The 13,413-nt window shown below is 59.3% G+C and carries 15 protein-coding genes; 8 read left to right on the forward strand and 7 right to left on the reverse strand.

The features are described 5' to 3' along the window. Positions 1 to 165 precede the first annotated feature (165 nt). From ACID345_RS18930 to ahcY, 3 genes are all read left to right on the forward strand, one after another. Positions 166 to 1,071 (forward strand): helix-turn-helix domain-containing protein, encoded by a 906-nt coding sequence (locus ACID345_RS18930; protein ID WP_228370674.1) that lies wholly within the window; start codon positions 166 to 168, stop codon positions 1,069 to 1,071. A 193-nt stretch (positions 1,072 to 1,264) separates the two neighbouring features. Then, positions 1,265 to 2,446, forward strand: a complete 1,182-nt coding sequence (gene metK / locus ACID345_RS18940; protein WP_011524461.1) for a methionine adenosyltransferase — start codon at positions 1,265 to 1,267, stop codon at positions 2,444 to 2,446. A gap of 91 nt (positions 2,447 to 2,537) precedes the next feature. After that, positions 2,538 to 3,818, forward strand: coding sequence for an adenosylhomocysteinase (ahcY, locus tag ACID345_RS18945; RefSeq protein ID WP_011524462.1), 1,281 nt, complete (start codon positions 2,538 to 2,540; stop codon positions 3,816 to 3,818). 53 nt (positions 3,819 to 3,871) lie between these two features. Here ahcY and ACID345_RS25810 read toward each other — a convergent pair whose 3' ends face one another. Next, entirely contained in the window at positions 3,872 to 4,477 is a 606-nt protein-coding gene (locus tag ACID345_RS25810; protein ID WP_011524463.1) for a TetR/AcrR family transcriptional regulator, read from the reverse strand. A 95-nt stretch (positions 4,478 to 4,572) separates the two neighbouring features. Between ACID345_RS25810 and ACID345_RS25815 the strand changes: the two genes are divergently transcribed. Continuing rightward, positions 4,573 to 4,920 (forward strand): hypothetical protein, encoded by a 348-nt coding sequence (locus ACID345_RS25815; RefSeq protein WP_011524464.1) that lies wholly within the window; start codon positions 4,573 to 4,575, stop codon positions 4,918 to 4,920. Between the two features lie 38 nt (positions 4,921 to 4,958). Here the strand turns inward: ACID345_RS25815 and ACID345_RS18960 are convergent, their stop codons facing one another. The 3 genes from ACID345_RS18960 to ACID345_RS18980 are packed head-to-tail and all read right to left on the reverse strand — an operon-like array spanning position 4,959 to position 6,981. Then, entirely contained in the window at positions 4,959 to 5,801 is an 843-nt protein-coding gene (locus tag ACID345_RS18960; protein ID WP_011524465.1) for a hypothetical protein, read from the reverse strand. 17 nt (positions 5,802 to 5,818) lie between these two features. Next, positions 5,819 to 6,514 carry a hypothetical protein gene (locus ACID345_RS25820; protein WP_011524466.1) on the reverse strand — a complete coding sequence of 232 codons (696 nt, stop codon included), beginning with the start codon at positions 6,512 to 6,514 and terminating at the stop codon, positions 5,819 to 5,821. Further along, complete coding sequence (locus ACID345_RS18980) at positions 6,511 to 6,981, reverse strand: RNA polymerase sigma factor (protein ID WP_266190031.1); 471 nt, start codon at positions 6,979 to 6,981, stop codon at positions 6,511 to 6,513. Before ACID345_RS18980 ends, ACID345_RS25820 begins: the two co-directional genes overlap by 4 nt. Between ACID345_RS18980 and ACID345_RS18985 the strand changes: the two genes are divergently transcribed. Beyond that, positions 6,982 to 7,677: a hypothetical protein gene (locus ACID345_RS18985; protein WP_187149011.1), complete on the forward strand. Its 696-nt coding sequence runs from the start codon at positions 6,982 to 6,984 to the stop codon at positions 7,675 to 7,677. It begins immediately after the preceding gene. A 3-nt stretch (positions 7,678 to 7,680) separates the two neighbouring features. On the opposite strand, the gene ACID345_RS18990 is transcribed toward ACID345_RS18985, so the two are convergent. From ACID345_RS18990 to ACID345_RS19000, 3 genes are all read right to left on the reverse strand, one after another. Beyond that, positions 7,681 to 8,157 carry a thioredoxin family protein gene (locus tag ACID345_RS18990; protein WP_011524468.1) on the reverse strand — a complete coding sequence of 159 codons (477 nt, stop codon included), beginning with the start codon at positions 8,155 to 8,157 and terminating at the stop codon, positions 7,681 to 7,683. Between the two features lie 171 nt (positions 8,158 to 8,328). After that, the gene (kdsA, locus tag ACID345_RS18995) at positions 8,329 to 9,165 is read right to left on the reverse strand and encodes a 3-deoxy-8-phosphooctulonate synthase (RefSeq protein WP_011524469.1); all 837 of its coding nucleotides are present in this window, start codon (positions 9,163 to 9,165) and stop codon (positions 8,329 to 8,331) included. After that, a complete protein-coding gene (locus ACID345_RS19000) occupies positions 9,165 to 10,841 on the reverse strand; it encodes a CTP synthase (protein WP_011524470.1) in 1,677 nt (558 codons plus the stop codon). Before ACID345_RS19000 ends, kdsA begins: the two co-directional genes overlap by 1 nt. A 215-nt stretch (positions 10,842 to 11,056) precedes the next feature. On the opposite strand from ACID345_RS19000, the gene ACID345_RS19005 reads away from it, so the two are divergent. From ACID345_RS19005 to ACID345_RS19015, 3 genes are all read left to right on the forward strand, one after another. Further along, positions 11,057 to 11,530, forward strand: coding sequence for a hypothetical protein (locus ACID345_RS19005; protein WP_041855884.1), 474 nt, complete (start codon positions 11,057 to 11,059; stop codon positions 11,528 to 11,530). A 124-nt stretch (positions 11,531 to 11,654) separates the two neighbouring features. Then, positions 11,655 to 12,590 carry an EamA family transporter gene (locus ACID345_RS19010; RefSeq protein WP_011524472.1) on the forward strand — a complete coding sequence of 312 codons (936 nt, stop codon included), beginning with the start codon at positions 11,655 to 11,657 and terminating at the stop codon, positions 12,588 to 12,590. 149 nt (positions 12,591 to 12,739) lie between these two features. Next, the gene (locus tag ACID345_RS19015) at positions 12,740 to 13,384 is read left to right on the forward strand and encodes a hypothetical protein (RefSeq protein ID WP_011524473.1); all 645 of its coding nucleotides are present in this window, start codon (positions 12,740 to 12,742) and stop codon (positions 13,382 to 13,384) included. Positions 13,385 to 13,413 lie beyond the last annotated feature (29 nt).

Raw genomic sequence — 13,413 nt, forward strand, 5'->3', positions numbered from 1 at the left:
CGCCGCAAGTTCCTTTGCTCTCAGCGAATTCACCGATTGCGTTAATCACTTGTGTACGACACAGTACAGCAGGGACTTCGGTTTGACACAGCAAAACGCGGTTTCTATGATGACCAGAGTACCCAAGCGAATTTACCTGCATGCATTTCGCGTTAGCGAGGGAACGTGGGGTCATTTGGCGATAAGTTGCGTCGGGAAAGGGAGATGCGCGGCATCTCGCTCGACGAAATCGCCGTTGCCACGAAGATCGGCACGCGCTCGCTCAAAGCCCTGGAAGACGAGAACTTCTCCATCCTGCCGGGCGGCATCTTCAACAAAGGCTTCGTTCGCTCCTACGCTAAGTTCCTGGGATTAAACGAAGACGAAGCGGTCGCGGATTACACGGCGGCGGTGAAAGAACAACCGGTGTCGGTGAAGACAATCGCCTCACAGAGCGCCATGGCGAAGGCCAATCGCCTGGCGGCGCAACAGGCGCGAGAGTCGTCGCATAAGGCGGGTATCGTGCGAGCACTGATCCTGCTGGTGCTGTCCGCAGGAATCGCATTTGGCGGATATAAGGTTTATCGAGCCGGCTATTTCAAGGCTTTCAAGATGCCGAGCTTACATCGGCAGTTGAAGCAGCAGGCTCAGGCGCCCACACCGACAACGAGCGTGCCGAGTACAACGTCGAGCGCGACGAGTGCCCCACCACCTGCTTCGCAGCCAACCGTAGTGGCACCTGCGGATAACGCAACTTCGAGCCCTGCTTCGACTACTGTCAGCAAGCCGGAATCGCGGATCGCTGAGGATACAACCACTATCCGGGGCGCCATTCCCCTGGAATTTACGGTTTCGATCAAGGCGACCGGGTGGAGTTGGATGTCCATCACTATGGATGGCCGCCGGCCACTGCAGAAGACGTTTGCACCCCACGAGCAAAAGGAATTCAAGGCCAAGAACCGGGTTCGCATCGTGATGGGAAATCCCAACGGAACCGAGATCTCTTTAAACGGAAAACCCGTGGCGATTAGCGGGGATCTGACGCGGCCAAGAACGGTGGTGGTAAATGCTTCAGGACTGCAGAGCGAGTAGTCGCCGCCTTAGCCCAAGTCCTTCCCCTGCTTGCATTTGCCGTTTAATGCGCGGTTAGTACAATTCGGCGCGATAATCGTTGTGGCGGAGATGGTGCTTTGATAATCTTTATACAAGGCCCATACCAGCTTCACCCTCTTCTGCGGAGTCCCCGCCTGTTGGGTCGTGCTGCCTAGCTCAAGGAGTTTCACTTTTGTCGACACGTAATCGTTTTTTGTTTACCTCGGAATCCGTGACGGAAGGTCACCCGGATAAGATCGCCGACCAGATTTCCGATGCCATTCTCGACGCCTGCCTCAAAGATGATCCTACGAGCCGCGTCGCGTGCGAAACCCTGACTGCCACCGGACTGGTGGTGATCGCGGGTGAAATTACCACCAAAGCTTATGTGGACTTTCAGACGTTGGTTCGTGGCGTGGTACAGACCATTGGCTACGACAACGCGCTGTACGGGTTCGACTCGAACACCTGCGCGGTGATCTCGAGCATCAACAAGCAGTCTGGCGATATCGCCATGGGCGTGGACACCGGCGGCGCCGGCGACCAAGGCATGATGTTCGGCTACGCGACGAACGAAACGCCCGAGCTGATGCCGGCCCCCATTTCGCTGGCCCACAAGCTCACGCTGAAACTGACTGAAGTCCGCAAGAACGGCACCCTTCCTTACCTTCGTCCCGACGGAAAATCCCAGGTCACAGTTGAATACGACCAGCACAGCAAGCCGGTGCGCGTGGATGCCGTTGTCGTTTCGACGCAGCATGCCGAGACGGTCAGCACCGAAGACCTCCGCGCGGACATCCTGAAACACGTGATCCAGGCGGCGGTTCCGGCGAACCTGCTCGACGCGGACACCAAGTACCACATCAATCCGACGGGCCGCTTCGTAATCGGCGGACCGATGGGCGACACCGGCCTGACCGGACGCAAGATCATCGTGGATACCTACGGTGGCATGGGCCGTCACGGCGGCGGCGCGTTCTCGGGCAAGGACCCGACGAAGGTTGACCGTTCGGCTGCGTACATGGCGCGCTACATCGCGAAGAACATTGTGGCTGCCGGCCTGGCCGATCGCTGCGAAGTGGAACTGGCTTACGCGATCGGCGTGGCTGAACCTGTCAGCGTGCTGGTGGAGACGTTCGGTACCGGCAAGGTCGAAGAAGCCAAGATCGAAGAACTGGTTCGCAAGAACTTCAAGCTGACCCCGAAGGGCATCATGGAGTCGCTGAACCTGCGCCGGCCGATCTATCGCAAGACTGCGGCGTACGGACACTTCGGACGCAACGACAAAGACTTTACGTGGGAAGCGACGGACAAGGCTGAGGCACTGCGCGAGCAGGCCGGCCTGAAGAGCGCCGCTCACGCGGGCAAGAACTAGCAAATCCCTGAGAACATCCCCGTCCTATCCCGCGGAGAACGCGGGGTCAGGACGGGGCACCCGAATTTCAAAAGCGCAATTTAGAGGAAACATGGCTACGACATCTACTTCGAACGTCGCGTGCGACATCGCGAACATTGAACTGGCGGACCTGGGCAAAAAGCGCATCGAATGGGCGAACCAGTCGATGAAAGTGCTGCAGATCATCCGCAAGGATTTCATCAAGAACCAGCCGCTGAAGGGCTTCCGCATCAGCGCCTGCCTGCACGTGACGGCCGAGACCGCCAACCTGATGATCACGCTGCGCGACGGTGGCGCCGAGGCTGTTCTGTGCGCCTCGAACCCGCTCTCGACACAGGATGACGTGGCTGCCTCACTCGTCCGCGACTACGGTATTCCCGTCTACGCGATCAAGGGCGAGGACAACGATACCTACTACTCGCACATCATGGCGGCGCTCGACCACAAGCCGCACATCACGATGGATGACGGCGCCGACCTCGTGACGATCGCCCTGACCAAGCGCAAGGACGCGCTGGAGCACGTGATCGCAGGCACCGAAGAGACGACCACCGGCGTCATCCGCCTGCGCGCGATGGCGAAGGACGGCATGTTGAAGTACCCGATCATCGCGGTGAATGATGCCGACACCAAGCACATGTTCGACAACCGCTACGGCACCGGTCAGTCCACGATTGACGGTATCGTGCGCGCGACGAACTTCCTGCTCGCAGGCGCGAAGTTCGTGGTCGCTGGCTACGGCTGGTGCGGACGCGGTTTGGCTTCGCGTGCGCGCGGCCTTGGAGCCGAGGTCATCGTGACCGAAATCGATCCCACGAAGGCGATCGAAGCCGTGATGGACGGCTACCGCGTGATGTCAATGCACGAAGCGGCACAGCTTGGCGATGTGTTCTGCACCGTGACCGGCAATAAGAGCGTTCTGCGCAAGGAACACTTCGAGTTGATGAAGGACGGCGCGATCATTTCGAACTCCGGCCACTTCAACGTCGAGATCGACATTCCGGCGCTGGAAAAGCTGTCGTCGTCGAAGCGCACGACCCGCACGTTTGTGGATGAGTACTCGCTGAAAGATGGCCGCAAGATCAACCTGCTGGGCGAAGGCCGCCTGATCAACCTGGCCAGCGCGGAAGGCCATCCGCCGTCCGTGATGGACATGAGCTTCGCCGACCAGGCGCTCTCGCTCGACTACCTGGTGAAACACCACAAGACGCTCGAGAAGAGCGTGTTCAAGGTTCCGGAAGAACTCGACAAGCGGGTTGCGAAGCTGAAGCTGGAGTCGATGGGCGTGAAGATCGACAAGCTGACGCCGGAGCAAGAAGAGTACCTGGCGGGCTGGAGCGAAGGAACATAGCTTCGACGCAGAACAGCAGAAAGTAAAAGGGGCGGCCTGGTGCCGTCCCTTTACTATTCCAAGCCCTTCCAGACCATTCCGTGAAATAAGTCGTCGACTGCCTGGGGTGGGAGCTTTCCTTTGCTGTCGATCCACCAGCGCATCAGCGCGAGATAGCTTCCGGCGAGAGCGTTTGCGCGCGCGGTCAATTCGTCTCCAGAAATATTCAAAAGCTTTCGGTATCCGCTAAGACGCTTCTCGATGGAGCGGGCGAAGTATTGCTGCGCGAGGTCGAAGAAGTCGTGCAGACGGCCGGAGTCGGCGAGGGCGCGATAAATTTTGTTCTCGATACCGACGTGCTCGAGCATTTCGCGGACCGGCAATACGCGGCGTGACACTTCCTTCTTGCTATCGAGCAGGTTGCTCATGATTTCGAAGAATTGCTCCAACTGGGTCCAGAGCAGGTCGTCTTTGTCGCGATAGTGGAGATAAAACGTGGAGCGTCCAACACCGGCGCGATCAAGCACGTCCTGGACAGTCACCGTATCGATCGGATTGTCGAGAATGAGCTCGATGAGAGCCAGGCCAAGGCGTTCGTGAGTGCGGCGAATGCGAGCGTCTGTCGCCTTAACACTCTTCGAAGAGGCTTTTGAAGGCTTGGCTCGCTCACTGTTGGACATCGACCGCCTCTATGTTCAGAAACGCGGCGGCGAAACTCGACGTCGCATTTCCGACGCGGATACAGTGCGGAATAGTAGCCCAGAAGGAGGCAAGGATGAACTGGATTCTAAAATTTACGATCGCGGCGATGATGGTGTTCGCGCTTGCTGCAGCGGCGCAGCAGACGTCCACAATGCCGAGCGTGGACGAGCACATGAAGTTCCTCACTACGCAGTTGGACCTTACTGCGGACCAGCAGGCCAAGCTCCGGCCGATCGTTCAGAGGATGCAAGAGAGTGCGGAGAAGGTAACGGAGGACGAGAGCTTAACGTCGGATGCGCGTCACGAGAAATTGAAGGCTTTGCATGAGAAGGCCCTTAAGGAAGCGCGCGGGTATCTAAACCCTGATCAGCAGCAGAAACTCGATTCCTTGGAGAAAAACCCACATCCCGATGCGCATTAACAAAGGGACGGCTTGATGCCGTCCCTTTGGCTTGGCGCTTAGTTCTCCGGGGCAGGCGGAGGTGGCGGTTCTCCTGGGCCGTTGCGCTCGATACGAATCGTGCGGTTGCCGTTCATCTTCTCGACCTTGTAATCGGCAGGCGGTGTGAAGAGGCTGGCATCCGGTTCGCCGCGGCGAACATTGGTGATCTTGGTCGTGACTTCACCAGACCACGGGTCGTTGTGGACGCGCATCACTTCCAAGCCGAGCTCATCCGAGTACCAGCTCTCGGTCGTAACCGTGATCGGCTTCTCGTTGCCGATTTTGCCGGCGGGAATCACGTGGGTCGCTTTGGTTCCCTTCGCTACGAAGCCTTCAATGCTCTGCGTGCCAAGGTCTTCCTTGGTCTCCGCTTCCGATTCGTGTGGATTGGCAGCGGCTTCGTCGGCGCCCTTCTTCGTGTACATGACGTTAATGTCCTTGCTCATCATCGGCGGATGGCCGGGGAGTTCGTCGGCTGACTTGCGATCGGTGTTGAGAATGAACCGCGTGTGCGCGACCGGATCGTTGATCATGATCATCGTCGGGACGTTCTTGTCATTCGAGCCAGGCAACACGATCTTGTTCTCGCGGCGAGTGCGGCCTTCGCTATCGCGATACAAGTGTGACGTCTCTTCGTTGGTGATCTTGTTACCGTCCGCGAGATGCTGGACGTGGGTGTTGACGATGTCGGCGGTGAGAGGAATGCCCTTCACGACCTTCATGTTCTCGGGGCCCGCCATATCAATGCGCATGGCGCCCGCGTGTTGGAAGCCTTCGCCGTGAATGGTAATGGGCTCGGACTGCGCGAGCATGAAACTGGATCCGGCAAGGACCATGAATACAGCGATGAGTTTACGCATGTCTCTCTCTCCTGTTGTTATTGCAGAACTCTTACACCACGAACTAATCCGTCTTCGCCGACGAGCAGGTCGGTCATGACCGTACGACTCGATCCGCCGCCGCGGTTGACGAGCGGCGACGCCGGCAGTTCAACGCGAATCGCTACCGTCGGACTGTCGCAGGTGAGCGAATCGCACATGATGACGGGATAGAAATCGTTGGCCGTCTGCGGCTTGGCCGAGGGCTTCCGCGAGGCTGGCTTGCGCTGCACGGACGCAACCGTCACTGGCTTGTCATCCTTGACGGCAATTGCTGCCTGGGATTGCGCGGGCTGCGGCGGCGCGACCGGTTGCGGTTGAACCGCTGGCTGCTTCGCGACGACAGGCGTGGACTGCGGGCGCGCACTGCGCCAGTAGAGCACGCCAATTGCAAGGCACAGAACGGCAGCGGCGGCGAAGGCGAAGCGCAGCGCGAACGTACGTCGCCGAGGAACCGGCGCCAGGGCAGTGAGTTCAGCGAGCAGGTTGCGCTTCACGTTGGCGGATGGCCCGGCGTACTGCGATGTTTCAGACAGCTCCAGCAGAGACGCACGAAGTTCCAACTCTCCATCGACAAACCCGGCGCAGCGTTCGCATTCGCGGGCGTGCGCGAGAAGCGCGGGCGATGGGCGGCCGTTGGTCCAAAGCTCAATTTTGTCGTTCGCGAGCTGTTGTTCATACCACTGGCAATTCATAACTTGGCCCCCGAATTTTCAGCCACAGTCCGGCGGCTGAGGACGTCGAGCAGAGCGATGTGTCCGCGATGCAAGCGGGAGCGAACCGTACCAACCGGAATGCCGAGCGTGGCAGCGGCTTCGGCGTAGCTCATCTCCTGGAGATCGCAGAGCACGATGACCTCGCGATAGCCTTCCGGAACCTTTAGGAGCGCGTCTTGCAATGAGGCAGCGGATTGCCGGCGGATCGCCAGATCGAGTGGGCTGTCGTTGGTCTCGGGCACGGCGAACTGGTTCTCGATTCCCTCATCTTCAATCGACAGGTCATCGGTGGCGCTCCGCTTCGAGCGGCGGACGAGGTTTCGGGTGACGCCGAGGAGGAAGTTCAGGAGCGGGCCTCGTTCCGGCGCATAGGAACCGGGGTTCCGCAGCAGGAACAGGAAGGCGTCCTGGGTGATCTCGTCGGCGATTTCGTGTGAGCCAGACATATGCAAAGAAAACCTGAAAAGCGGTGCGCGGCAGCGTTCGTAGACGGCCTCGAACGCGCGATGGTCGCCGCGAGCGAGCAGCCGGACAAGTTCTTGATCAGTTCGCGACACCATCCGCCGAGTTTGCTCCAAACCAGCCGCTGTAGGGTATTGCCATTTGGACGGAATAAAGTTCCCGATATCCCGCTGGAATCGAAACTTTCCAGACAAACCGGGACGCTATACTCTTTCGCGAAGATGATCTACCGAATTCCACCCGAATGGATTGAGCAGCGCAGGCGCATGGCGCGCTGGGCGCCGGTGGTAGTCCTGCTGATTGCTGCCGGGATTCTCACGTTGACACTGCTGCCGCGGGTGGACTGGGCGAAGGCTGAAGATAGACGCGCTGCGCTGATCGTGACCGCGGTAGTGGTTATCGGTTTTGGCGTCGGTGGGCTTGTTGGAAGGTTCAGCTTTCGCACCTCCATGCAGCGCTGGGAATCGTTCGAGGTCGAACTCACGCCCAAGGAACTGGTCCGCAAGATGGGCGGGCAAGAGGTACGAATTCAGCGCGCCGGCGTAACGTCGATCCGTGAGTTCCCCAAGCGCGGTTTCGTGGTGACGGACAATTTGGGATGGCGGATTTTCGTGCCGAAGATGATCGGCGAATACCGAGGTTTTCGCGCCGAGATTCTCAAGTGGACGAATCAGCGTTAACTGCTATTTCAGCGCGGCCCAGTTTTCCAGCATTCCGACAATCTGCGTGGCAGGCATCCTGCGCGTGGGCGAGATCTCGCCGTGCTGCGTGCTGTAGAGCAGTGCGCCGGTGGGTGAGACGACTGCGATGGAAGGAACGCCTTTGTCCACCGGGATGTGGTACTTGTTCGAGAGATCCACGTTGGTTTCGCCGCGACCGATGTTCACGTGCACGACGACGAAATTCTTGTCGAGGAACGGTTCGATTTCCGGCGAGTGGAAGCGGTAATCGAGGACGTGGCAGTCATAACACCAGTCGGCGCCGAAGACGAGGAGAACGTGCTTGTTCTGGGCCTTGGCCTGGACGAGGGCTGCACGGATTTCTTTCTTCGCGTCCACGCCTTCGGGATAGATGGGCGTGTCGAGGACCATGCGCGATTGCGCGCAGGCGGAGATGGCGACGAAGAACAGCGCCAGCAGATGTGTTTTGCTAATCACCATGCAGTTGGATGCCGTCCGCTGCAGCGGACTCTGACTATTCTCGCATTTTCTTCCCACCGCTTACGCGGTGGGCCATTGCATGGCGTCGCTGCGCGACTGGAAATGTGGGACGAATCGCATCTTCGCGCCACTCTGCCGATAAATCGGCGGGCTACCTCGAAGCGGATGGAATCAAGACGCTGCGGGTGGCGTAACGGCTTCGCGGATGCGGAGCAGCGAAGTCAGGACTCCGCGCAGAAGTTTGAGGTCGAGAGCGTTGGCGCCGTCTGACTTGGCGTGCGGCGGGTCGTCATGAACCTCCATGAAGACGCCATCCACGCCGGCGGCAACGGCGGCGCGGGAGAGGACCGGAATGAACTCGGGCTGTCCACCGGAGACGGCATGGCCGTCTTTGCCGGCCGAGGGAAGCTGGACGGAGTGGGTGGCGTCGAAAATGACGGGCGCGAACTGGCGCATGATGGGCAGCGCGCGCATGTCGACGACAAGATTGTTGTAGCCGAAGCTGGCGCCGCGCTCGGTGAGACAGACGCGCTGATTGCCCGACTCGCGGACCTTGGTCACGGCGTACTGCATGTCGTTGGGCGCAACGAACTGGCCCTTCTTCACGTTCACAACTTTGCCGGTCTTCGCCGCAGCCACGAGCAGGTCGGTCTGGCGGCAGAGGAACGCGGGGATCTGGAGGACGTCGACGATGTCGCCGGCGGCCGTGGCCTGCTCGGTGTCGTGCACGTCGGTTAGAACCGGCACGTTCACTTCGTCGGCGACCTTCGCGAGAATGCGTAAACCCTCGTGCAGGCCCGGGCCGCGGAAACTCGACAGCGAAGTGCGATTGGCTTTGTCGTACGAAGCCTTGAAGATGTAGGGAATCTTCATCGCCTTGCAGACTCCGGAGATGGCCTCGGCCATCTTCATGGCGTGGGCTTCACTCTCGATGACGCACGGCCCAGCGATGAGAAATAGCTTCGGACCGCCGATCTCGACGTCTTTGACTTTGAAGGGCTCGATCACTACTTCCCTACCCGCTCCGGACGCAGGAAGACCGACTCTTCCTCGCGCTCCTTGGTGTGTGTGCGCTTCATGCGATGCTCGTACGATGCGCCGATGAATGCCTTGAAAAGTGGATGCGGCTCGAGCGGCTTCGACTTGAATTCGGGGTGGAACTGGCAGCCGAGGAAGTACGGATGCTCATTCTGGTCGAGCTCGACGATCTCGATGTAGGTGCCGTCGGGCGTGGTGCCAGTGAATTTGAGTCCGGCAGCGGCCATCTGCTCGCGGTATTCCTGGTTGAATTCGTAGCGGTGGCGATGTCGCTCGCTGATCTCAGTGGTTCCGTAGGCTTTCGCGGCGTGCGAGCCGGGTTCGAGTTTGCAAGCCCACGCGCCGAGGCGCATAGTGCCGCCGAGTTCTTCCACGCCGCGCAGTTCGCGCAGTTTGTAGATGACGCGGTGCGGGGTAGCGGGATCGAACTCACTGGAGTTGGCGTCTTCGAGACCGCAGACGTTGCGCGCGAATTCGATCGAGGCCGTCTGCATGCCGAGACAGATGCCGAAGTAGGGGACCTTGTGCTCCCGCGCGAAGCGGATGCCATTCAACATGCCGGCGATGCCGCGCTTGCCAAAGCCGCCGGGAACGAGGATGCCGTCCACATGGCGAAGCTGTTCGTAATAGCTCTCGTCCTTGGTCTCGAGGCCCTCTGCTTCGATCCACGTGACATTAAGCTTGAGGTTGTGCGCGAGCGATCCGTGGACGAGCGCTTCCTTCAGCGACTTGTAGGAGTCTTCGTACTCCACGTATTTCCCGATGATGCCAATGATGACTTCGTCTTTCGGGTTGTAGACGCGATGGACGATGTCCTGCCAGCGGGTGAGGTCGGGTTCCTTCGCATCGAGACGCAGATATTTCATCACCAGGCGATCGACGCCTTCATGATGAAAGCCGAGCGGAACTTCGTAGATGGAAGCCACGTCTTTCGCGGTGATGACGGCTTCGTCCTCAACGTTGCAGAAGAGCGCGATCTTGCCTTTGATGTCTTTCGACAGGAAGCGGTCGGTGCGGCACAGCAATATGTCGGGCTGAATTCCGATGCTGAGCAGCTCTTTCACCGAGTGCTGCGTGGGCTTGGTCTTCAACTCGCCGGCAGCGGCAATGTAGGGCACCAGTGTGAGGTGTACGAAGAGCGTGTTGTCGCGGCCGAGCTCCTGGCGCATCTGGCGAATGGCTTCGATGAATGGCAGCGATTCGATGTCGCCAACTGTGCCGCCAATTTCGACGATAGCAACGTCCACATCCACGGCGGCACGCTTCATAGCGGCCTTGATCTCGTTGGTGACGTGCGGAATGACCTGGACGGTCTTGCCGAGATAATCGCCGCGGCGTTCCTTGGTGATGATCTGCTCGTAAATGCGGCCGGTGGTCCAGTTGTTCTCGCGCGTGAGCTTGCTATGCGTATAGCGCTCGTAGTGGCCCAGGTCGAGATCGGTCTCGGCGCCGTCGTCGGTGACGAAGACTTCGCCGTGCTGGAACGGCGACATGGTCCCGGGATCGACATTGAGATACGGGTCAAACTTTTGCATGTTGACCTTGAGACCACGCATTTCCAGCAGACAGCCGATGGAAGCTGCTGCCAATCCCTTACCTAGCGACGACACAACTCCGCCGGTGACAAAGATGTACTTTGCCGACATCGCGACCTCGTTCTTTTGACTTGTAGATGGGTTGTGCAGGTTGGAGGGGTGCACGACCAATTATGAGGCATGAGGGGTAGCAGGAGCAAGGGGCGGGAACACAGGATTTTTCCACATGCAGCGATCGATTTCTTCCGGATTCGCTCGGGACATCGAATACGAAACAGTGCGGTTCCATCCTTAGGGGGTATGTGTTGAAAATCAGGGGATTTGCAGTGGGGCTACTGATTGTGGCGCTGGCGGGAGTTGCCGGAGCGCAAAAAAAGGCGGAGTCGCCGGCAGAGTTGGCGGACGAAGCGGCGATCCGGGATTATGTGCTGACGATGCCCAAGATTGAAGCCTTTGCGGCGGCGCAGAAGGAATATTCCGGCGGAAAAGCGGATGCTGCGGTCGCAGCGGAGGGCAAACGGCTGGAGGCGGATGAAAAGTCGTCAATGCTCGAAAAGGTGAAGATGATCGAGACCACGTGCCCTCACCTGAATGCGTGGATCCGGCAGCATGGCATGACGCCGCGGGAATTTATGCTGACGCCCATGACGCTGATGACGGTGGGCATCGCGGAATACGCGAAACAGAAGGGCGGGAAGCTGCCGGACTTTATCAGCGAGGCAAATTTGCAGTTCTATGAGCAGCACAAGGCAGACCTTGAGAAGCTCGGTCTCGGTAGCGGTGGCGGCGACTCAGAATAAGGCAATTTCGTCCCACGATCCCCGCTGCGGCGGGGTTTTCGCTTTACAGTAAAAGTGAATCGCCGGCGGCGGAAGGTCATCCAAAAAAGGCCAGAAATTCCCCGCTCGACGAGTCCGCACAAACATGAGCTCAAGCGCTGAAACAGCGGTCACGACAAGTGTTTCCACCGGCAAGCCTCAGCGTGCGGCGCTGGCCTTTTCGTTCCTTTCCACGTGGATCATTTGGGGCTCGACGTACCTCGCAATCCGCTATGCGGTGGAGACGATTCCGCCGCTGGTGACGGCAGGTGTACGCCACTTCACCGCAGGCTCGGTGCTGTTTGCGTACTGCTATTTCCGCGGATTTCGGCCCACGGCGAAGCATTGGAAGGGGGCGTTCCTGATTGGAGCGTTCTACTTCCTTGGCGGCCACGGAACACTGCATTGGGCGGAGCAGCGGGTGTCGTCGGGACTGGCGGCGGTGCTGATCGCAACGGAACCGCTGTTCATCGCGGCGATCATGATCTTCACCGGTAAAGAACGCTTCAGCTACTGGACACTGCTCGGGATGCTATGCGGGATCAGCGGCGTAGCGTACCTGATGGGCGGCGAAGCGCTGCACGCTCCGGGGCAGATGGTGGGGATCCTGGCAGTTCTGGCGGGATCGCTGTCGTGGGGCATCGGGGTGTGCATCTCTCCGAATGCGGGGCTTCCGGAAGATCCGGTTGCAAGCGCCGGAATGACTATGTTTTGCGGTTCTCTGCTGCTGCTGACGACGGCCGGCGTCACCGGCGAGATCGCGGCGTTTCATCCGCACCAGGTCGCGATGCGGTCGGTACTCGGGCTGCTGTTCCTGATTGTCTTCGGGTCGATCGTGGCGTTCTCGGCGTACGTGTGGCTGCTCGGCCAGGTGTCGCCTACGATGGTTTCGACGCATACCTTTGTGAACCCGGCAGTAGCCGTACTGCTGGGCTGGGCCATGGCGGGCGAGGCGCTGACGGCGCGCCTGTTAGTGGCAACGCTGGCGATTCTCGGGTCGATTGCGTTCATCCGTCGAGGAACGCGGGCCGCAGCGCACTAAAACCTGCAATTTCTGAACAAATTCAAATTTTGCTTGACTTCGCTGTCGCATAGAGGTATTTTGAACGTGTTCAAATTATGCCCGCTGACGAGGCTAACCGGCTGAATCAGCGGCGGTTCCAGGGTGGTCCGCGCAAAGGAGGTCGCACCATGAACCGATACGATCCAAAGCAACCGATTGAACCGTTCTACGTACCTGCAAAGGTGTTGAAGTGCCGGATTGAGGGCAACGAACCAGGAGGCGGAGGAAGCTCGCCCCAACCGAAGCAGCCGCTCTTCCCCGAATGGGAGAAGCTGGAAGGGCCAGTCGCAAAGCTCGTGGGAGCAGCGGTGTTTGCCGGGGCCTATGTACTGATCGAGCAGAATCGAAGATTCCTTCCCATAGCTGTTTTCCTGCTGCTGTGCGCCGTATTGCTGCGCTTCGACGAGCGTCGGCGGCGGATTGCGGTGGCCCCTCTGCTTCTCGCAACCTTGCGACTGGCTTCGCAAATGAGTTCTGCGATGTTGCCGAACACCGAGCGCTCCATGCTGCGACAGGCGATTGGGACGGTGCCGGCGTGGGTGCCGCTCTTCCTCGGCGCGTGTTTGTTCTTTGGGCCGAACTTCAAGACCGTGACCCAGGTAATGGCGACAGCGCTCTCTTCCCTACTCCTGTTTTCGGGACTGCTGCCGGGCGATGGTTACCTGCTGGTGTTCGTCATCGTCGAGTACTTGTTGTTTGTTGCGATGGGAATCGCGTTGATCGTTGATCTGTTGAGTCGCGCGCCTGCGCCCCAACCGGCAGTCGCGCGCTAACGCCGAGCCGGGGAGGGCGGGAGGGCCTC

Source organism: Candidatus Koribacter versatilis Ellin345, from assembly GCF_000014005.1.
Classification (GTDB): domain Bacteria; phylum Acidobacteriota; class Terriglobia; order Terriglobales; family Acidobacteriaceae; genus Korobacter; species Korobacter versatilis_A.